The sequence below is a fragment of the Streptomyces sp. NPDC107559 genome (assembly GCF_055657365.1).
In genome coordinates this window covers 472,309-493,089 of sequence record NZ_JBVKBD010000001.1, presented here as the reverse complement: position 1 = coordinate 493,089, position 20,781 = coordinate 472,309, and the positions used below count along the sequence as shown (strand labels likewise).

Annotated in this window: 15 protein-coding genes; 11 read left to right on the top strand and 4 right to left on the bottom strand. The window is 71.8% G+C overall.

Annotation, left to right across the window (positions count from 1 at the left end; genetic code table 11):
* Positions 1-141 precede the first annotated feature (141 nt).
* From ACZ7OY_RS02030 to ACZ7OY_RS01995, 8 genes are all read left to right on the top strand, one after another.
* Entirely contained in the window at positions 142-1,428 is a 1,287-nt protein-coding gene (locus ACZ7OY_RS02030) for an ROK family protein (protein ID WP_471909595.1), read from the top strand.
* 227 nt (positions 1,429-1,655) lie between these two features.
* Positions 1,656-2,711, top strand: coding sequence for an ABC transporter substrate-binding protein (locus tag ACZ7OY_RS02025; protein ID WP_471909594.1), 1,056 nt, complete (start codon positions 1,656-1,658; stop codon positions 2,709-2,711).
* A gap of 5 nt (positions 2,712-2,716) precedes the next feature.
* Positions 2,717-3,559 carry an ABC transporter permease gene (locus ACZ7OY_RS02020; RefSeq protein WP_471909593.1) on the top strand — a complete coding sequence of 281 codons (843 nt, stop codon included), beginning with the start codon at positions 2,717-2,719 and terminating at the stop codon, positions 3,557-3,559.
* On the top strand, positions 3,535-4,260 hold the full coding sequence (locus tag ACZ7OY_RS02015) for an ABC transporter ATP-binding protein (RefSeq protein ID WP_471909592.1): 726 nt from the start codon (positions 3,535-3,537) through the stop codon (positions 4,258-4,260). The genes ACZ7OY_RS02020 and ACZ7OY_RS02015 overlap by 25 nt, the downstream gene beginning before the upstream one ends.
* Positions 4,257-5,597, top strand: coding sequence for an LLM class flavin-dependent oxidoreductase (locus ACZ7OY_RS02010; protein WP_471909591.1), 1,341 nt, complete (start codon positions 4,257-4,259; stop codon positions 5,595-5,597). The genes ACZ7OY_RS02015 and ACZ7OY_RS02010 overlap by 4 nt, the downstream gene beginning before the upstream one ends.
* 14 nt (positions 5,598-5,611) lie before the next feature.
* Complete coding sequence (locus tag ACZ7OY_RS02005; protein WP_471909590.1) at positions 5,612-6,508, top strand: TauD/TfdA dioxygenase family protein; 897 nt, start codon at positions 5,612-5,614, stop codon at positions 6,506-6,508.
* A gap of 121 nt (positions 6,509-6,629) precedes the next feature.
* A complete protein-coding gene (locus ACZ7OY_RS02000) occupies positions 6,630-8,036 on the top strand; it encodes an amino acid permease (protein ID WP_471909589.1) in 1,407 nt (468 codons plus the stop codon).
* Positions 8,037-8,171: 135 nt separating this feature from the next.
* On the top strand, positions 8,172-8,402 hold the full coding sequence (locus ACZ7OY_RS01995; protein ID WP_471909588.1) for a hypothetical protein: 231 nt from the start codon (positions 8,172-8,174) through the stop codon (positions 8,400-8,402).
* Between the two features lie 24 nt (positions 8,403-8,426).
* Here ACZ7OY_RS01995 and ACZ7OY_RS01990 read toward each other — a convergent pair whose 3' ends face one another.
* On the bottom strand, positions 8,427-9,089 hold the full coding sequence (locus ACZ7OY_RS01990; protein ID WP_351601247.1) for a mycothiol-dependent nitroreductase Rv2466c family protein: 663 nt from the start codon (positions 9,087-9,089) through the stop codon (positions 8,427-8,429).
* A gap of 151 nt (positions 9,090-9,240) precedes the next feature.
* On the opposite strand from ACZ7OY_RS01990, the gene pepN reads away from it, so the two are divergent.
* Positions 9,241-11,817: an aminopeptidase N gene (gene pepN / locus ACZ7OY_RS01985; protein ID WP_471909587.1), complete on the top strand. Its 2,577-nt coding sequence runs from the start codon at positions 9,241-9,243 to the stop codon at positions 11,815-11,817.
* Positions 11,818-12,041: 224 nt separating this feature from the next.
* A complete protein-coding gene (locus ACZ7OY_RS01980; RefSeq protein ID WP_471909586.1) occupies positions 12,042-13,091 on the top strand; it encodes a hypothetical protein in 1,050 nt (349 codons plus the stop codon).
* An 84-nt stretch (positions 13,092-13,175) separates the two neighbouring features.
* Here the strand turns inward: ACZ7OY_RS01980 and ACZ7OY_RS01975 are convergent, their stop codons facing one another.
* From ACZ7OY_RS01975 to ACZ7OY_RS01965, 3 genes are all read right to left on the bottom strand, one after another.
* A complete protein-coding gene (locus ACZ7OY_RS01975) occupies positions 13,176-14,357 on the bottom strand; it encodes a glycosyltransferase (RefSeq protein ID WP_471910353.1) in 1,182 nt (393 codons plus the stop codon).
* A gap of 230 nt (positions 14,358-14,587) precedes the next feature.
* A complete protein-coding gene (locus tag ACZ7OY_RS01970) occupies positions 14,588-16,372 on the bottom strand; it encodes a TIGR03767 family metallophosphoesterase (protein WP_471909585.1) in 1,785 nt (594 codons plus the stop codon).
* Between the two features lie 291 nt (positions 16,373-16,663).
* A complete protein-coding gene (locus ACZ7OY_RS01965) occupies positions 16,664-17,107 on the bottom strand; it encodes an NUDIX hydrolase (RefSeq protein WP_471910352.1) in 444 nt (147 codons plus the stop codon).
* A 304-nt stretch (positions 17,108-17,411) separates the two neighbouring features.
* Between ACZ7OY_RS01965 and ACZ7OY_RS01960 the strand changes: the two genes are divergently transcribed.
* A complete protein-coding gene (locus ACZ7OY_RS01960) occupies positions 17,412-20,720 on the top strand; it encodes a S8 family serine peptidase (protein ID WP_471909584.1) in 3,309 nt (1,102 codons plus the stop codon).
* The last annotated feature ends 61 nt before the right edge of the window (positions 20,721-20,781 follow it).

The window sequence follows — 20,781 nt, the reverse complement described above, 5'->3', positions numbered from 1 at the left end:
TTCTCGTCGCGTCGCTATGTCGACCTGCGACGCCAGGGCACGGCCACCTGTCGCCTCGGCGGGTGAGGCGGGCGGAGCGATCCGGCGCGCCTCACGTCAGCAGACGGCGCAGTGTCGGACCGGCTCCCGAGGAGATGCCTCATGCCCACGCCCACTCCCCTACCCGCCCCCCTCTCCCTGCCGCGTACCGCGGCCGCCCGCACCCCGGCGGCCCGCGCGTCGGCCTCCCGCACCCCGGCCGCCCGCACGTCGGCGCCGTCGCTGGTGCCCCGCGTCGCGGACAGCGACCGGCGTCGTACGAGTGCCAGTGTCGTGCTGCGGTCGGTGCTGGAGCACGGGCCGGTCGCGCGCAGCACCATCGCCCGGCTGACCGGACTGTCCCCGGCGTCGGTGACCGACCATGTGGCCCGGCTCGCCGGGATCGGGCTCGTCCGCGAGGCCGCCGCGCCCGGACGCGCCAAGGGCGCGGGACGCCCGCACGTGCCCCTCGACCTGGACGACTCCCGGTTCGTGGTGGGCGGGGTGCATGTGGCGGTGCCGTTCACCACGGTCGCGCTGCTCGATCTGCGCGGGCGGGTGCTGGAGCGCCGTGAGCTGAAGCACCGCGGCACCGAGCCGTACGAGGTGCTGGCGCGGGCGGCCGAGGGGCTGGCGGCGCTGCTGGCCGGGGCGGCCGACAGCCGGCCGCTGGGTGTCGGGGTGGCCGTCGGCGGCTGGGTGGACCGGGACTCCGGCACCGTCGTCGAGCATCCGCTGCTCGGCTGGCGCGAGGTGCCGGTGCGGGAGGTCCTCGCGGCGCGCACCGGGCTGCCGGTCCATGTGGACGGCCACGCGCGGGCGTTGGTCAACGCGGAGCGCCTGTTCGGGCAGGCGCGCGGCAGCCGCAGCGTGCTGCATCTGTTCGCGGGGAACGTGGTCGACGCGGCGTTCGCCACGCACGACGAGGTGCACCACGGTCCCCGTTCCCAGGCGGGATCCGTCGCGCATCTGCCGCTGGCCGGCGGCACCGAGCCGTGCTACTGCGGCCGGACCGGCTGCCTCCAGGCCGAGTTGAGCGAGCGGACGCTGTGCCGGCGGGCCCGGCAGGCGGGGGTCGTCGGCGGGGGCAACCCGATGCGGGTGCTGGCCGCGGCGGACGCCGGGAACCCGGTGGCGGTCCGGCTGCTGCGGGAACGGGCGCGGATGACGGGGCGGGCCGCGGGGCTGCTGCTTGACGTCCTCAACCCGGAGCGGGTCGTCGTCACCGAGCTGGGCGTGCTGTTCCGGCAGGACTGTCTCGACGCGCTGCGGGACGAGGTGGGGGCGGAGCGGGCGGGGTGCGTCGCGCCCACCGGTTTCCGGGACCTCGTCCTGGCCGTGGCGGGCGGTGCGGTGGCCCTGGACGTCCTCTACCGGGATCCGCTCACCGCGTCGTCCGAATCGAATTAATTCAGAAACTCCGAATGTTGACAGGCTTCCCGACCGGACAGGACGATGTTCGCATGAGCTGTCGCACTTTCTGTTGCTGACGCCCCGGTGCGCCGGGAGCGCACCCTTCCCGCTGTCTTCGCAGCCTTTTCCCGGCTGACTTTCTCACGCGGATTCCCCGTCACGGCACCGCCGTGCCGGGAATTCCGTACGCACCTTTTCGACGCTTTCCCCTGAGGGGTACTCCCATGCCTTCGTCCTATGACCGTCGGGTGTTTCTCGCCTCGCTGCTCGGTGCGGCCGCCGGTGTCGCCGGGCTCAGCGGCTGCGCCGAGACCAGCGCGGCCGCCACCGACAAGGGCGCCGCCACGGCCCCGCTCGCCGACCGGGTGCCGGCCGGCACCAGCCTGAAGATCGCCTCGTACCAGAACGTGCAGCAGTTGCAGTTCGATCTCGCGAAACTGCCCGAACTGCCTTTCACGGTGTCGAGCTGGGTGAACATCGGGGCCGGTCCCGATGTCATCAACGCCTTCCGGGCGAAATCCCTGGACGTGGCGAACAACGCGGGCATCCCGCCGATCCAGGCGTATTACCAGGGTTATGACGCGAAGATCGTCGCGATCGACGTCACCCGCAAGCCGAACTATCTCTTCGCCACCAAACCCGGCAGTGACATTCACACGGTCGCCGACTTCAGGGGGAAGAAGCTGGCGTTCTCGCAGGGGCAGGCGCAGGGTGTCGTGCTGCTGCGGGCGCTGAAGAAGGCGGGCCTGAAGTACGACGACGTGACGCTGGTCCCGCTGACCAGCAACCAGTTCCTGACCGCGCTGCAGTCCGGCCAGGTCGACGTCGCCCCGCTCGCCAACAGCCAGGCGCCGGCCTACCTCCAGCAGTACGGGTCCAAGGGCGCCCGTTCGATCACCACCGACGTCGTCGACCTGCTCAACCTGCTGTGGGCGCCCGCGTCGGTGCTCGCCGACCGGGCGAAGGCGGCCGCGGTCGCCGCGTACATCCCGCAGTGGGCGAAGGGCCAGGTGTGGCAGTACGAGAACCCCGGCCGCTGGAACGAGGAGTTCTACGTCAAGACGCAGAACCTGACCCTCGCCCAGGCGCGGGCGATCACCGCGCTCGCCAACAAGCCGCTGTTCCCGCCGAGCTGGGACGAGGCGATCGCCTGGGAGCAGGAGACCGCCGATCTGCTCGCGGAGGGCGGCTTCGTGAAGAAGTTCGACGTCTCCTCCCTCTTCGACCACCGCTTCGAGGGCATCGCCGCGAAGTCCGTACCCGCCGAGTACCGGAGCTGACCGCCATGACCGTCACCACCCTGGACACGGCCGCCCCCGCCGCCGTGGCCACGGAGCAGCCGCGGCGGCGACGCCGGGGCCTGGCTCCCGGAAAACGCCTGCCCGCCGCCCGGCTGGCCGGGCCGCTCCTGCTGCTCGCCCTGTGGGCCGGGGCCTCCGCCGCGGGCCGGCTGGACACGGCCGCGGTCCCGGCGCCCTGGACCGTGCTGGACACCGGGGTCCGGCTGTGGACCGAGGGGACCCTGCCCACCGATGTCCTCACCTCCCTCGAACGCGCGGCGTACGGCTTCGCGTTCGGTCTGACAGCCGGCATGGTGCTCGCGCTCGCGTCCGGGCTCAGCCGGACCGGGGAGGCGCTGATCGACGGGACCGTGCAGCTCAACCGGGCGATCCCGGTCCTCGGTCTGATCCCGCTGTTCATCCTGTGGCTGGGCATCGGCGAGACCTTCAAGATCGCGATCATCGCGATCGTCGTCTACATCCCGATCTACCTGAACACCCATGCCGCGCTGTCCGGCATCGACCACCGTTTCGTCGAACTCGCCGAGGTGCAGGGCCTGTCCAGGCTGCGGTTCGTCCGGGAGATCGTGATCCCCGGTGCGCTGCCCGGGTTCTTCGTGGGACTGCGGCTCGGTGTGACCGGCTCCTGGCTGGGCCTGGTGGTCCTGGAGCAGATCAACGCCACCAGCGGCCTCGGCTACCTGATGTTCCAGGCCCAGAACTACGGCCAGTCGGACGTCATCCTCGTCGGTCTGCTGATCTACGGAGTCTTCGGCCTGGTCTCCGACAGCGCGGTCCGTCTCGTCGAACGGAGGGTGCTGTCGTGGCGCCGCACACTGAGCAACTGACCCGTCCCGCCGTACGGCTGCGGGGCCTGACCCGGTCCTTCGACGGGCGTACCGTCCTCGACGGCATCGACCTGGACATCCCCGCCGGGCAGTTCGTCGCCCTCCTCGGGCACAGCGGATCCGGCAAGTCGACCCTGCTGCGGGCCGTCGCGGGCCTGGACCACGAGGTCACCGGGAGCGGGGAACTCGCGGCGCCCGAGCGGGTGTCCGTGGTCTTCCAGGACTCGCGGCTGCTGCCCTGGCGCCGGGTGCTGGACAACGTACTGCTGGGGACGGACGGTACGGACAAGGGGCGGGCGGCGCTCGCCGAGGTGGGGCTGGCCGGCCGTGAGCGGGCCTGGCCGAGCGAGCTGTCCGGCGGCGAGGCGCAGCGGGCCGCACTCGCCCGCTCCCTGGTCAGGGAGCCCGAACTGCTGCTCGCCGACGAGCCGTTCGGCGCGCTGGACGCGCTGACCCGGATCAGGATGCACCACCTGTTGCGCGAACTGTGGGAGCGCCACCGGCCGTCCGTGCTGCTCGTCACCCACGACGTGGACGAGGCGATCGTGCTCGCCGACCGCGTGCTCGTCCTCGACCGGGGCCGCATCGGCCTCGACCTGACCATCGACCGCCCGCACCCGCGCTCCTACCGGGACCCGCTGCTCGGCGAGTACCGGGAGCGGCTGCTCGCCGCCCTGGGCGTGACGGAGGACCTCGCATGACCCGGCAACTGCACCTGAACGCGTTCCTGATGAACACCGGCCACCACGAGGCGTCCTGGCGGCTGCCCGAGAGCGACCCGCACGCCCATGTCCGGCTGGAGCACTACGTCCGGCTGGCGCGGACCGCCGAGCGCGGCACCTTCGACTCGCTGTTCCTGGCCGACGGACCCCAGTTGTGGAACAGCGTGGGCCAGCGGCCCTCGGGCGCCCTGGAGCCGCTCACCCTGCTGACCGCGCTGGCGACGGCGACCCGGCACATCGGTCTGATCGCCACCGCCTCCACCTCCTACAACTCCCCCTACAACCTGGCCCGCAAGTTCGCGTCCCTGGATCTCATCAGCGACGGCCGGGCGGGCTGGAACATCGTCACCACCGCCGGCGCCGAGGCGGCCCGCAACTTCGGCCTGGACGCGGAGCCCGCCCATGCCGAGCGGTACGCGCGCGCCGCCGAGTTCCTCGACGTGGCCCTCAAGCTGTGGGACAGCTGGGAGGACGACGCGGTCGTCGCCGACAAGGCGGCCGGAATCTGGGGCGACGCCGCCAAGATCCATCCGCCCCGGCACCGGGGGAGGTACTTCAGCGTCGAGGGCGCCCTCAACGTGCCCCGCACCCCGCAGGGTTACCCGCTGCTCGTGCAGGCGGGCTCCTCCGAGGACGGCAAGCGGTTCGCGGCCCGGTACGCGGAGGCGGTGTTCACCGCCCAGCAGACCCTCCAGGACGCGCAGGCCTTCTACGCCGACCTCAAGTCCCGCACCGCGGCGGCCGGACGCGATCCCGACGGGCTCAAGGTGCTGCCCGGCATCGTCCCGGTCGTCGGCTCCACGGAGGCCGAGGCGCGTGCCGCGGAGCGGGTGCTGGAGGAACACATCGTGCACCGGCACGGGGTGGCCCACCTGGAGGGCCTGCTGCGCCTGCCGCCGGGCACCCTCGAACTCGACGCCCCACTGCCCTCCGAGCTGCCGCCGGAGAGCGCGATCGAGGGCGCGAAGAGCCGCTACACGCTCGTGGTGGAGCTGGCCCGGCGCGAACGTCTCACCGTCCGGCAGCTGATCGGACGGCTGGGCGGCGGCCGTGGCCACCTCACCTTCGCCGGTACGCCCGAGCAGGTCGCCGACAAGCTCGAGACGTGGTTCACCCAGGGCGCCGCCGACGGCTTCAACATCATGCCCGCGGTCCTGCCCTCCGGTCTCGACGCCTTCGTCGACCACGTCGTCCCGGTCCTGCGCGCCCGCGGCCTGCTCCGCACGGAGTACGGACCGCGACAGACCCTGCGGGAGCGCTACGGCCTCCCGCGCCCCGTCAACCAGTACACCGCCGGCGCACCCGCGCTCGTCTGAAGGGAACACCCGTCATGACCGACGTACGTATCCAGAAGATCACCGCGAACATCGGCGCCCGGGTCCTCGGCGTCGACATCACCCGGCCGCTGGACGAGGAGACCGTCGCCGCGCTGCGCGAGGCGCTCGACGTGCACAGGGCGCTGGCCTTCGACGCCGAGGGGCTGGACGACGAGGGCCAGCAGGCCTTCGCGCGCAGCTTCGGGGACCTGACGACCGCCCATCCGACCGTCGACGCGGTCGAGGGCGCCCCGAACGTGCTGCCCGTCGACAGCGAGCGCGGCCGGGCCGCCAACCACTGGCACACGGACGTCACCTTCGTCCTCAACCCGCCGCAGGCCAGCACGCTGCGCAGCATCACCGTCCCGCCGTACGGCGGCGAGACGCTGATCGCCAGTTCGGCGGCCGCCTACCGTGACCTGCCCGAACCGCTGCGCCGGTTCGCGGACACGCTGTGGGCGGAGCACACCAACGACTACGACTACGCCGTGCCGCAGGAGGAGATCGACGAGGAGCAGGCCGCGCAACGCGCCCGGTTCACGTCGATCAAGTACCGCACGGTGCACCCCGTGGTCCGGGTGCACCCGCTGACCGGGGAGCGCGGGCTGTTCGTCGGCGGTTTCGCGCAGCGGATCGTGGGTCTGTCGCCGGGCGAGTCCCGCAAGATCCTCGACCTGCTCCAGGCGTACGTCACCCGGCCGGAGAACGTCCTGCGCTGGCGCTGGTCGGAGAACCAGCTGGTGCTGTTCGACAACCGGATCACCCAGCACTACGCCGTCGACAACTACGACCGCGCGCCCCGGCGGCTGCACCGGGTGACGGTCGCCGGTGACGTGCCGGTGGGCATCGAGGGCAAGGAGAGCTACGCGATCGAGGGTGACGCCTCTCACTACACCTCGGTTCCGGCGTGACCGGAGGATCACGGCACGTGAAGTGAGTGTCCGAATATCGGGCACTCCTTCCCGGCAGTCGGATGGGCTGTCCAGACTGTGGGCGTTCGCAGCCCTCTCACGCACTGGACGAGCCGCGCCCATGCCCCACAACACCACGGTCGAGACGCCGCCGCAGCAGGACAGGCGCGACGACGCCTCCTCCGCCTCCGGATCCCTCGCACACGGACTGAAGCAGCGCCATCTGTCGATGATCGCCCTCGGTGGCGTGATCGGCGCCGGACTGTTCGTCGGCTCCGGCGCCGGCATCGCCGCCGCCGGGCCGTCGATCGTCGTCGCCTACGCCGTCTCCGGCCTCCTCGTGATGCTGGTGATGCGGATGCTCGGCGAGATGTCCGCCGCGCACCCGTCCTCGGGCTCCTTCTCCGCGCACGCCGAGCGGGCGATCGGCCCCTGGGCGGGCTTCACCGCCGGCTGGTCCTTCTGGGTGCTGCTGTGCACGGCGGTCGGCCTGGAGGGCATCGGCGCCGCGAAGATCGTCACGGGCTGGCTGCCCGGCACCCCCGAGTGGGCCTGGGTGGCGCTGTTCATGGTCGCCTTCTGCGGGGCGAACCTGGCCGCGGTGAAGAACTTCGGCGAGTTCGAGTTCTGGTTCGCGGCCCTGAAGGTGGGCGCCATCAGCCTGTTCCTGGTGCTGGGCGGGCTGGCCGTGGCGGGCGTGCTGCCGGGCACCGACTCCCCGGGCGTCTCCAACCTCACCGACTTCCTCCCCAACGGCGGCGAGGGCCTGGTCATCGGCCTGCTCGCCTCGGTCTTCGCCTACGGCGGCCTGGAGACGGTCACCATCGCCGCCGCCGAGTCGGAGAACCCGGTCAAGGGCGTGGCGAGCGCGGTCCGTACGGCGATGTGGCGCATCGCGGTGTTCTACATCGGGTCGATGGCGCTGATCGTCACCCTGGTCCCCTGGGACTCGAAGGAGGTCGTCGACAAGGGCCCGTACGTCGCCGCCCTCGACCACCTCGGCATCCCGGGCGCCGGCCAGCTGATGAACGTGGTCGTGCTGGTGGCGCTGCTGAGCGCGATGAACGCCAACATCTACGGCTCCTCGCGCATCGCGTACTCGCTGGTGGAGCGCGGCCAGGGCCCGAAGGCGCTGGGCCGGGTGTCCGCCGGGGTGCCGCGCGTGGCCGTACTGGCCTCCTGCGTCTTCGGCTTCGGCTGCGTGGTCCTCAGCTACTGGCGGCCCGACGACGTCTTCCCCTGGCTGCTGAACATGATCGGCGGAGTCATCCTGGTCGTCTGGTTCTTCATCGCCGTCTCGCAGCTGCGGCTGCGCCGCCGGCTGGAGCAGGAGTCGCCGGAGAAACTCGCCGTGCGGATGTGGGCGTTCCCGGTCCTGACCTGGGTGGCGCTGGCCGGGATGGCGGGAATCTTCGTCCTGATGGCCCGTGAGCCCGACACCCGTGTGCAGCTGTACGCGACGGGCGCGATGACGGTGTTCCTGGCGGCCGTCGGCTACGCCAGGCAGCGGGCCCGCGCCCGCGGCTGAACGCTCGCCGCAACGCCGAAGGGTCCTCGCGTCCACCGCGCGAGGGCCCTTCGGCGTTGTGCCGTACGCGCATCCGCACCGTGGCGCGCACCGCCGTGCCGGTGGTACGAGAGAGGCGACAGGACGGAGGCACGGGTGACCACCAAGTACCTGGACTGCCGCAACTGCGGGGACATGCAGGACTTCAGACCGCTGACGGACGAGGAGAAGGACGCCGTGCGCACCCTCGTCGAGGACCCGTACGTGCACGACTTCTGGCGCTGCACCGCCGCAGGCTGTCTGCGTGTGCAGCGCTGGTACGCCAAGCGGGACGGGGCGAGCCTGCCGGAGAGATTCCGGCTGCCCGCCCCGCCCGGGACACCGTGACCGCCCCCGGGCGGCCACGACCCCTCAGAGGTTGCTGAAGTCGGGGCCCTTGGTCCGGGTGCGCTTGATCTCGTAGAAACCCGGGACCGAGGCGACCGCGAGGGTGCCGTCCCAGAGGCGGGCGGCCTCCTCGCCCTTGGGCGCGGGGGTGACGACCGGGCCGAAGAAGGCGATCTGCTCGCCGTCGGAGCCGGGCACGGCGATGACCGGGGTACCGACGTCCTGGCCGACCTTCTCGATGCCCTCCTTGTGGGAGGCGCGCAGCTCGGCGTCGAACTCGAAGTCCTTCTGCTCGGCGTAGTCGATCAGGTCGGCGGGCAGGCCGACGTCGGCCAGGGCGGCGGCGATGGCCTCCAGGGTGGGACCCTCGCCGTTGTTGTGGAAGCGGGTGCCGAGCGCGGTGTAGAGCGGGCCGAGGACGTCGGCGCCGTGCTTCTGCCAGGCCGCGGTGACCACGCGCACCGGCTTCCACGCCTTGGTCTCGAGCATGTCCCGGTACTCCTCCGGCAGCTCCTCCAACCGGTCCTCGTTCAGCACGGCCAGGCTCATGATGTGCCAGCGGACCTCGATGTCGCGGACCTTCTCCACCTCCAGCATCCACCGGGACGTCATCCACGCCCAGGGGCACAGCGGATCGAACCAGAAGTCGACGGGGGTCTTGGCGGACACGGAAGCGGTGTCGGACATGGCTCTCCTAGGGATACGGGGTTCGGGGATTGGCAACACCGGCCTGTGCCGCCGCATTCCCTCGTGCCCGGCGTCAGGGGTGCATGGCAGGATCGGTCCTGTTCCGTCGTGTCCCATGACGTGTCCGACACATCCAGAGGGAGTGCCGCCCGTGCCCGGTGAGAATCTGACCCGTGACGAGGCCCGGGAGCGGGCCGCCCTGCTGTCCGTCGACGGGTACGAGGTGTCCCTCGACCTGCGCTCCGCCGTCGGCGACGGGGACGAGGAGCCGCGCACCTTCCGTTCGGTGACCACGATCCGCTTCCGGTGCGCCGAACCCGGCGCGTCGAGCTTCGCCGACCTGGTCGCGCCGAGTGTGACGGCCGTCTCGCTCAACGGCCGCGACCTCGACGCGGGGGCCGTCTTCGACGGGTCGCGGATCCTGCTGGAGGACCTCGCCGCCGACAACGAACTGGTCGTCGACGCGCAGTGCGCGTACTCCCGCACCGGCGAGGGCATGCACCGCTTCGTCGACCCCGAGGACGGCGAGGTCTACCTGTACACCCAGTACGAGCCGGCCGACGCCCGCCGGGTCTTCGCCAACTTCGAGCAGCCCGACCTCAAGGCACCGTTCCGGTTCGAGGTACGGGCGCCGCAGGGCTGGACGGTGTGGAGCAACGGGGCGGGCGAACTCACCGACGGGGTGTGGCGGTTCGCCGAGACCAAGCCGATCTCCACGTACATCACCTGTGTGACGGCGGGCCCGTACCACTACGTGACCGACTCCTACTCCCGTACGTTCGCCGACGGCACGACGCTGCGGATCCCGCTCGGCGCCCTGTGCCGCAAGGGCCTGGCGCCCTACTTCGACGCCGACGACGTCTTCCTGGTCACCAAGCAGGGGCTGGACTTCTTCCACGACCACTTCGACTACCCGTACCCGTTCGGCAAGTACGACCAGGCGTTCGTGCCGGAGTACAACCTCGGCGCGATGGAGAACCCGGGCCTGGTGACCTTCCGCGAGGAGTACATCTTCCGCGGGAAGGTGACCCAGGCGTCGTACGAGGCGCGCGCGAACGTCATCCTGCACGAGATGGCGCACATGTGGTTCGGCGACCTGGTCACCATGGTGTGGTGGGACGACCTGTGGCTGAAGGAGTCCTTCGCCGACTTCATGGGCACCTTCGCCAACGTCGGCGCGACCCGCTTCACCGACGCCTGGATCACCTTCGCCAACCGCCGCAAGGCCTGGGCCTACCGCGCCGACCAGCTGCCCTCCACCCACCCGATCACCGCCGACATCCGCGACCTGCAGGACGCCAAGCTCAACTTCGACGGCATCACCTACGCCAAGGGCGCGAGCGTCCTGAAGCAGCTGGTGGCGTACGTCGGCCAGGACGCGTTCCTGGAGGGCGCCCGGCGCTACTTCAAGCGCAACGCCTACGGCAACACCCGGCTGGGCGACCTGCTGTCGGTGCTGGAGGAGACCAGCGGGCGGGACATGGCCGCATGGGCCCGCTCCTGGCTCCAGACGGCCGGCGTCAACTCGCTGACCCCGCAGGTGCTGCTGGACGAGCAGGGCCTGGTCGCGGAGCTGGCCGTGCTCCAGGACGCCGCCGAGTCCCACCCCGAGCTGCGCCCGCACCGGGTGGCGATCGGCCTGTACCGGCGCACGGCGGACGGCGCCCTGGAGCGGTACGCGCGCGCGGAGGCGGATGTCGACGGACCGCGTACGGTCGTGACGGAGCTGGCCGGAGCGCAGGCGCCGGAGCTGGTCCTGGTCAACGACGACGACCTGACGTACTGCAAGATCCGCTTCGACGACACCTCGCTCCAGACGCTGCGCGCCCACCTCGGCGACCTCACCGACCCGCTGGCCCGCGCCCTGTGCTGGTCGGCGCTGTGGAACCTGACCCGGGACGCGCTGCTGCCGGCCCGGGACTTCGTCGACCTGGTGCTGCGCTTCGCGGGCCGCGAGTCGGACATCGGCGTGCTCCAGATGCTGCACGCCTGGGCCGACTCCGCGCTGGTCAACTATGTGGCACCGCAGTGGCGCGGGACGGGCGAGCGGCTGCTCACGGACGGCGCGCTGGCCGAGCTGCGGTCGGCCGAGCCGGGCAGCGAACACCAGCTGGCGTGGGCGCGGTTCTTCGCGACCGTGGCATCCGCTCCGGCCGACCTCCAGCTGCTGAAGGACCTGCTGGAGGGGACGGAGGAGATCGAGGGGCTGGTGGTCGACCAGGAGCTGCGCTGGGCGTTCCTGGGGCCGCTGGCGGCGCACGGGGTCGCGGACGAGAAGGCGCTCGCCGCCGAACTGGCCCGCGACGACACGGCGTCCGGCAAGCGCCACCAGGTCCGCTGTCTGGCCGCCCGCCCCTCGGCGGCGGTCAAGGCGCAGGCCTGGGCTCAGGTGGTCGAGTCGGACGCGCTGTCCAACGCGCTCGTCGAGGCCACGATCGCGGGCTTCGCCCAGCCCTCCCGGCGGGATCTGCTCGCGCCGTACACGCAGAAGTACTTCGCGGTCATCGACCGGGTGTGGTCCGAGCGGTCCATCCAGATCGGTATGGACGTGGTGCGCGGCCTGTTCCCCGCGCTCCAGGACTCCCAGGAGACGCTGGACGCCGCCGACGCCTGGCTGTCGGCCCACGAGAAGGCGGCTCCGGCGCTGCGCAGGCTGGTGCTGGAGGCGCGGGACGACCTGGCGCGCGCGTTGCGCGGACAGGCCTGCGACGCGGCGGCGGACGCCTGAGCCCCGGGACCGAACACTCCACAGCTGTTCCGGAATTCAGGAAATAGCCGTTACGGAATTCAGGCAATAGGAACCGTAACCCCTGGTCCGCCCCGAACGGACCAGGGGTTTTCCGCGCCTTTTCGGCACCCGAACACCCGTCCTTTAGTGCCACCTTGTCCATATTTGACGACAGCTGTGTAACAGGGGTTACGGGGCGGACCCGGCACGGGAACCTCCGGGTCATGAACCACAACACCCCGCTCCCCCCGCTGTCCCCCCGCCCCGTGCGCCGCCCCTTCGAGGTGCACCGCCGTGTCATGACGGCCCACCAGCTCCGCGCCCACGGCGTCCCGCCCGCCGAGGCGAACGAGCGGTGCCGGGCCGGCGGCCCCTGGCAACAGCTCCTGCCGGGCGTGTTCCTGCTCCGTCCCGGCCCACCGACCAGTGAGGAACGACTGCACGCGGTGCTCATGTACGCGGCCCGCGAGTCGGCACACCCCGCGGTGCCGACGCAGCCGAGCGCTGACGAACCCCACCGTCCGTACTACGCCGACGCGATGATCACGGGTCTGGCGGCGCTGACCCTGCACGGCTTCGCCGGCGCTCCCCCGCTGCCGTCCCTGGAGCATCTCGACGTCCTGGTCCCGCGCCTGCGGCGGCTGCGCTCCGCGGGCTGCGCGCGGATCGTGCGCACCGCGGACCTGCCCGTCCCGGACCAGGTCACGGGTCTGCCGGTGGCCCCGGTCCCGCGCGCCCTGGCCGACGCGGTGGCGAGGATCGCGGACGCGGACGCCGTACGCCGTCTGCTGACCGAGGCGGTCCACGGCGGCCGCTGCGAACCCTCGGTCGTCGTGCGGGAGCTGAACCAGGCGGGACTGCTCGGCCGCGCGCATGTGGTGGACGCCGTGGACGCGCTGCTGGCCGAGCGCCGGGCGGTCGCCGAGGACCGCCTGTACCGGATGGTCAGCGCGCACGGCCTGCCCGACCCCGTCTGGAACGTCGACCTGCGGCTGCCGGGCGGCCCGCACCTGGGCGGCCTGGACGCCTACTGGCCCGAGCAGGCGGTGGCGGTGGAGCTGGACACCCGCGCCCCCCGCCGGGACGAGGACGCGCTGTGGTCCGAGTACGCCCGCAAGCGCGAGCACCTGGAGCGGCTGGGCATCACGGTCGTCCACGTCACCCCGAAGCGGCTCAGGGACGCGATGGAGGAACAGGCGGCGGTGGTCCGAACGGCGCTGATGGCGTCGCGGGACCGTGAACCCGCCGCGTATGTCGTGGTGCTGCCCCGGTAGTGACGGACCGGGGCTGCACCAGGAGGGGCCGCCGGGCCGAGCCGGCGGCCCCTCCTCGTGCGTTCCGCGCTCCCGGGGCCCGTCCTACAGCGTCTCCGGGAGCGACGGGCGGGTGGCGCCCGCGTGCACGCGGTCGATCAGCTCGGCGTACGACGCGATCATGCGGGTCCGGCTGAAGCGCTCGCGGGCGGCCGCCAGGGCCGGTGCGAGGGCGCCGCGCCCCGCGACCGCCTCGTCCCAGGCGCGGGCCACGGTCTGCGGGTCCGGCGCGGTGACGAACCCGAGCCCGTTCACGATCGCCGCGCTGTCCCCCACGTCGGTGGTCACCGGGACCGCGCCGCACATCATGCCCTCGATCAGGCACAGCGGGGCCGCCTCGCCCCAGGACGAGGTCAGCGCGACCACGTCGGACCCGGCGTACACGACCTCCATGTCGCGCCGCACCCCCAGCAGGTGCACCCGCCCGGCCGGCGGACACTCGCCGCCGAAGGCGTCCGCGATGTCCGCCCCGAGCTCCGCGTTGGCGCCGGTCATGCCCGCCCCGCACAGCAGCACGTGCCCGTCCGGCCGGTCGCGCAGCCAGGCACGGGCGGCCCGCAGGAACAGCGGGACGTTCTTCATCGCCGCGTACCGGGCCGCCAGGACGACCACCGGCGCCGTGTCCGGGATGCCGAGCTCGGCGCGCAGCGCGACCCGGCGGGCCGGGTCGGGCCGGAAGCGCACCAGGTCCACCCCGTTCGGGATCACGTGCAGCAGTTCCGCGGGGACCCCGGCGGCCTGGTACGCGGCCCGCGTGGACTCGGCGCAGCAGACACAGGCCGCCACGGTGCCGTCGGCGATGGCGGTCCGCAGTTCGTCCAGCGCCGGGCCCTGGTTCTCGGGGTCCGAACGGTGCAGCGCGACCACCACCGGGCGGCGCGGCAGGCCCGCCTGGTTGAGCAGGGACAGGGGCTGCTCCTTGAGCGACAGGATCACGTCGACATCCGCCATCGCCCGCGCTGTTTCGGCCAGTTCCGGGCCGCTGAAAACGGCCGAATCACCTCTCACGCCGAGCGTACGACCGAGTGAGCCGACCCCCACTCCGGCCGCGGTCAGCGCCCGGTAGCAGGCGTCGTTCTCCATCCGCTGCCGGGTGGCCTCGCGGTGCACCTCCGCGTACACGCTCAGGACCCGTTGATACTGTCCGCCTTCTCGCAGCCCCAGCACCACATCGCTGTGCACGATCCGGGCGCCGCCGGAGAAGAAACCTTCGTAGACCGACAGCACCCGCAGTCCGCGTCCGGTACGCACACGACCACCCGCCTTGCACAAATATCTGGCCATCCCCGTGAAGTGCGGGTTAGCCGATATGAGGCGATACCGACATTGCTTGAGCGTGAACTCCGTACTTCGTGTCCGTGGCAGCTCATCGACACGTCCACTCCCGCCGCGGGGCTCCGCCCGACGGCGCGGCCGGGCCGGCGCGAGGCTCACCCGCCGCGTCGGCGCGGCCGCGCTCAGCTCTTCCTGAGCACCAGTTCGGTGTTGCGGTCCCGTGCCTCGCCGGCCCGCTGCGTACGGGCGCCCGGGGTGTTGAAGGCCAGCTCGCGGTAGAGGGCCGCGAGGCCGGTCTGGGAGAGGTCGGTGAAGTCCGTGCGGTGCGGGGCGGCGGACTCGATCAGGGTGGTGAAGACGGAGAGGGTCCCGTCCTTGTTGTCGGTGAGCTCGATCACCCGGGCGAGCTGGGGGTGGTCGACATGGGAGGCGGTGGAGATCTCCCAGAAGGAGTGCCCGGCGGCGGACGTGTGCGAGGTGATCACGTTCCGGTGGATATGGCCGTTCACCCAGGCCAGCACGTTGCGGTGGCGGCCGAGCAGCGAGACGACCTCGGCGCCGGAGTGCCGGGCCTCGTGCGGCCGGGCCGGATCCGGGCGGGTGTTCGACATGGAGCCGCTGGTGTGATGACTGAAGACGATCACGTACGAGTCCGCGTGCTCCCGCAGGGTCCGCTCCAGCCACTTCAGCTGGGCGGTGCCGACGGAGCCTTCGTAGTGGCCGCCCGGGTCGGTGGTGTCGAGGCTGACGCCGAGCACGTCGTCGGCGATCCGGAAGCTGTAGTACTGGGTGCCGGCCGACAGGTTCGCCGCGGAGTAGCCGTGCCCGAGCGGGCCGGGACCGGTGTACGCGGGGTCCAGATGCGCCTTGAGGTAGTCGGCCGGGGTGTAGGGGGCACGGCGCTCGTCCGGGGTGACCTGGCGCATGTCGCGGGCATGCGCCTTGAGCAGGTCGCGGAAGGCCGCGCCCATGGGGTCCGTGGCCCCGGAGATGAGCCGCTCCAGCTTCACCCCCTCGGCCGGGTCCAGGGTCATGAGCTTCCTGCCGCCGACCGCGTACTCGGCGAGGTAGGAGTCGCCGTGCGCGTAGCAGCCGAGCGGCAGGGCGTCGTGGTTGCCGACGGTCGAGTACCAGGGCAGGTTCAGGCCGGGGCTGTGCAGCTCCCGGGTCGCGGCGGCGAGGAAGCCCGCCAGGTACGGGAAGCCGCGCTGCTTGTCGGCGTCGCGCAGGGCCTGGTCGGGCTGCCAGTACAGCTTGAGGCCGCTGTTCTGGACGCCCTCGTAGTGCCGCGGGTCACCGGAGTTCGGGGTGATGCGGCCGCCGCTCATGACGGTCAGGAACCACTCCAGCTCGGTACGGGCGTTGTTGTCGGTGTTGTCGCCGGTGGTCATCGCGAAGTGCAGCGGAGAACCGGTGACGGGGCCGGCGCGCAGCGCGTTGACGCGCTCGACGAGGGAGACGGCGCCGTGCACGGTCAGCGCCTCGTGCGGCCGCCAGCGGTCGATGTCGGCCGAGCGCAGGAACTCCAGCCGCAGCGGGTGCTGACTGTCGATCAGATGCAGGTCGGTGAGCTGCACGAAGGCGGCGAGCGCGGTACGGCGGTCCGCGCGGCCCGCCCTGGCGGCGGCCAGGTCGTCGCGGACGACGCGCCGCCAGCCGGGGCCGTCGCCGAGCCGGCGGTAGCCGGAGGCGGTGCGCGGGGCGGCGACGGTCGCCAGGGTGGTGCCCCGGGTGTACGGGGCGAGGGCGGCGGCCGCCGCGGGGCGGGACGAGGCGAGGGGGGCGTCGGTGGCGGGAACGTCGGCGGCGGGCGCGGCCTGGGGGACGGTCGCGGGCGCGGCCTGGCCGTCGGCGGGCCGCAGGGCGTAGCCGATGCCCGCCGCGAGGGACACGGCCGCGGTGGCGGCGAGGACGGAGCGCCGGTCGACTCCCGGCAGGGACGTGGTCACAGAGCGTATGCGCGACATGGCGCGATCTCCCCAGGGTGCGAACGCGTCGGCGGTGGTCGCGGGCGCCCGCCGATGGCGAACCGCCCACTCGTACCGGATGCTTGGCACCGGGGGTGACCTGGGCGTGAACGAGGCCGCAACGTGCGACACCCATCGCCGTACGTGGATCACGGACCACCCGGGAGGTCCGCGACCGCTCGTCGAACGGCCCGTACGCGGTCACTGCGCGTTCATTTTCCGGGGTAGCACGGCAGCTCCCCGGCAGGCACGGCCGCCCGCGAAGGGCACCCGCGCTCCGGCAGGGCGGACCTACTCGGGGGCCGTTCCCAGGTGTCCCGGGGCCGGACGCCCGCGCCACAGCGTCAGCGCCACGTCGATCAGCGGCACCCGGGGCAGGCCGGGCACGGCCGTCAGGTCCTGCCAGGCGGCCAGGTCCGTGGATCCGCCGACCTCGTTGCGCAGTTCGCCGCCGACCACCCGGCCCTCGTAGACGAGCCGCACGCCGTGGTGGTCGGTGGCGCGGCGCAGTCCCGTGCGCGGGACGGCGTGCCGGACGGAGTGCACCCCGAGCAGGCCGGTGACCTCGATGCGATAGCCGGTCTCCTCCGCCAGCTCCCGCCGGACGGTGTCGTACGGGTCCTCGCCGTGCTCCATGCCGCCGCCGGGCAGCACCCACTCGGGGGTACCGTCGGGCGCGGACGACCGGGCGAGCAGGACCTGCCCCTCGCGGACGCAGACGGCATAGGCCGCCACCCTCAACTTCTGGCGCACCCGGCGAGGTTAACCCGAAGTGTGATCACCCGTTCACTCAAGTGGACATTCCGTGCGCGGGGTTCCGGAGAATCGCCCACAGGAATGTCACAGGATGACCGCTGGTGTCCGTAAAATCCATCGGGGGTTTTCCCCATACATTCATCTTGTTTCGGTCAACCCTCCCCAAACACTTGCCCCTTGGGTAAAGCTGAGCGACCGTCCGGGGTCGTAGTCCGGACGATCGCGACCAGGGCCGATCGGGCCGGTCGCACCGCGCTCGTTCCTTTACCTGCAAGGGATGCCGATGACCCTCACCCCTCAGCGTGAACCCATAACCGGCGCCAGACGCGTGGTCCGTATCGCCGTGGCCGCCGGTCTGGTGGCCGCGCTGTCCGCGGCGGGACCGATACCCATGGCCTTCTCCGCCGGCCAGGCCCCCGCCACGGCGGACCCGGGTGTCAAGTCCGCGGACGAGAAGCTCGGTTCCGACGACGCCGACCGGCTCGCCGCGGCCAAGGCGGACGGCGACAAGACCGTCACGATGATGGTCGCCACCGCGCCCGGCCAGACCGAGCAGGTCGCGGACAAGCTGGACGCGGTCAAGGGCGGCTCCGTCGGCCGGACCTACGACAAGCTCGGCTACGTCCGCGCCACCGTCCCGACGGGCCAGGCGGACGCCGCCATCGCCGCCGCCGCGAAGCTGTCCTCCGTGCAGGCCATCGACCTGCGCCAGGAGATCAAGCTCGACGACCCGACGCCCACCGCGGACACCGCCCGGGGCGCGAAGTCCGGCTCCTCGACGGTCACTTACCCGGCGCCCGGCAAGAAGACGCCCGCCGAGAACCCGTACAACCCGTCCTTCGAGACCGGCGCCGTCGACTTCGTGCAGGACCACCCGAAGGCGGACGGCCGCGGGGTCACCATCGGCATCCTCGACTCGGGCGTGGACCTGGGCCACCCGGCACTGCAGAAGACCACCACCGGCGAGCGCAAGATCGTCGACTGGGTGACCGCGACCGACCCGATCGTCGACAGCGACAACACCTGGCGCCCGATGGTCACTTCGGTGTCCGGGCCGTCCTTCGCCTTCGGCGGCCGCACCTGGACGGCGCCGGCGGGCTCGTACCAGATCAGCACGTTCAAGGAGTCGTACACCGTCGGCGGCGACGCGGCCGGCGACGCCAACCGCGACGGTGACACCACCGACTCGTGGGGCGTGCTGTACGACGCGGCGGCCGGCACGGTCCGGGTCGACCTGAACAACAACTTCGACTTCACCGACGACACGCCGATGAAGCCGTACAAGGACGGTTACCAGGTCGGCTACTTCGGTACCGACAACCCGGCGACCGACGTCGTCGAGCGCCAGCCGTTCGTCGTGCAGATCCGCAAGGACGTGCCGATGGACCCCTACGGCGGCGACTGGGTCGGCAAGAAGGTCGACTTCGTCAACATCGGCGTCATCGAGTCCGAGCACGGCACGCACGTCGCCGGCATCACCTCCGCCAACGGCCTGTTCGGCGGGAAGATGAACGGCGCGGCCCCGGGCGCGAAGATCGTCTCGTCCCGTGCCTGCACCTGGACCGGCGGCTGCACCAACGTGGCGCTCACCGAGGGCATGATCGACCTGGTCGTCAACCGCGGTGTCGACATCGTCAACATGTCGATCGGCGGCCTGCCGGCGCTGAACGACGGCAACAACGCGCGCTCCGAGCTCTACACGCGCCTCATCGACACCTACGGCGTCCAGCTGGTGATCTCCGCGGGCAACTCCGGCCCCGGTGCGAACACCATCGGCGACCCCGGTCTGGCCGACAAGGTCATCTCGGTCGGCGCGGGCATCTCCAAGGAGACCTGGGCCGCCAACTACGGCTCGGCCGTGACCAAGAAGTACGCGCTGCTGCCGTTCTCCTCGCGCGGCCCGCGTGAGGACGGCGGCTTCACGCCGACCCTGGTCGCCCCCGGCGCCGCCATCAACACCACCCAGACCTGGCTGCCGGGCGCCCCGGTCGCCGAGTCGGGCTACACCCTGCCGGCCGGCTACTCGATGCTCCAGGGCACCTCGATGGCCTCCCCGCAGGCCGCGGGCGCCTCGGCGCTGCTGCTGTCGGCCGCGAAGCAGAAGGGCATCGCCCTCACCCCGGCCACCCTGCGCACGGCGCTGACCTCGACCGCCCACCACATCAAGGACGTGCAGGCGTACGAGGAGGGTGCGGGCAGCATCGACATCGTGGACGCCTGGGACGCCATCAAGGACGGCGCCACCGCCCACGACTACACCGTCAAGGCCCCGGTCGACACCGCGATCGACTACGCGCTGAAGACGCCGGGCTTCGGCACCGGCCTCTACGACCGCGAGGGCGGCCTCAAGGCCGGCGACAAGAAGACGTACGACATCACCATCACCCGTACGTCCGGTTCCGCCAAGGCGATCCGGCACGACCTGCACCTCGCCAACAACGCGGCCGGAACCTTCCGGATCGTCGGCGACGACGAGGTGAAGCTGCCGCTGAACCAGCCGGTGACCGTCAAGGTCCAGGCCGCGCCGAGGTCCGCGGGCATCAAGAGCGCGATCCTCGAGGTCGACGACCCGCGCACCGAGGGCACCGACAAGCAGATCCTGACCACGGTCGTGGTCTCGGCGCCGGTGAAGTACACCTACGCCGCGTCCGACACCGTGCAGCGCAACAGCTCGAAGTCGTACTTCGTGACCGTGCCCGCGGGCGCCAAGTCGCTGGAGGTCGCGATCGGCGGGCTGAAGGACAAGAGCCAGACCCGGTTCATCGCGATCCACCCGTACGGCGTCCCGGTCGACAACACCAGCACCCCGTTCTGCTACAACAACTACCTCGACGGCAACGGCTGCAAGCCCGACGTGCGCGCGTACGCCGACCCGCAGCCGGGCGTGTGGGAGATCGAGGTCGAGTCGCGCCGCACCTCGCCGCTGCTCGACAACCCGTACAAGCTCGACGTCGCCGTGCTCGGTGCGGCCTTCGACCCGGAGACCGTGACCGTGCCCGAGGCCAAGGTGGGCGTCCCGTCCGCCGCCTCCTGGAAGGTCACGAACAACTTCGCGGCCCTCGACGGCACGCTGGTGGGCGGCCCGCTCGGCTCGGCCAAGTCGGCCCGTCCCGCCATCAAGGAGGGTGAGACCCAGACCACCACGGTGGAGGTGCCCGAGGGCGCCAAGTCGCTGGACGTCGCCATCGGCAACGTCTCCGACGCGTCCGCCGACCTCGACCTGACGGTCTACGACTCCACCGGCAAGCAGGTCGCCCAGTCCGCGGACGGCGACTCGGAGGAGGCGGTCTCCCTCGCCTCGCCGGCCGCCGGTACGTACACCATCGCGGTCGCGGGCTACTCCGTCCCGGCCGGCTCGACCGACTACGACTACCAGGACGTCTTCTTCTCCGCCGCCCTGGGCTCCGTCTCCGTCGACGCCTCCGCGCCGGTGAAGCTCGGCACGGGCGCCTCGGCGTCGGTCTCCGGTTCGGTCACCGCGCTGGCCCCGGCGCCCGAGGGACGCGAGTTCTTCGGCCAGGCCCAGCTGGTGAACGCGCGCGGCACGGTCGCGGGCATCGCGAGCGTGAAGATCGAGAAGGTCACGCCGTAACGTCGGGTACGGCATCGGGGGCGGGCGTCCACAGGGCGCCCGCCCCTTCTCGTCCGCCCGC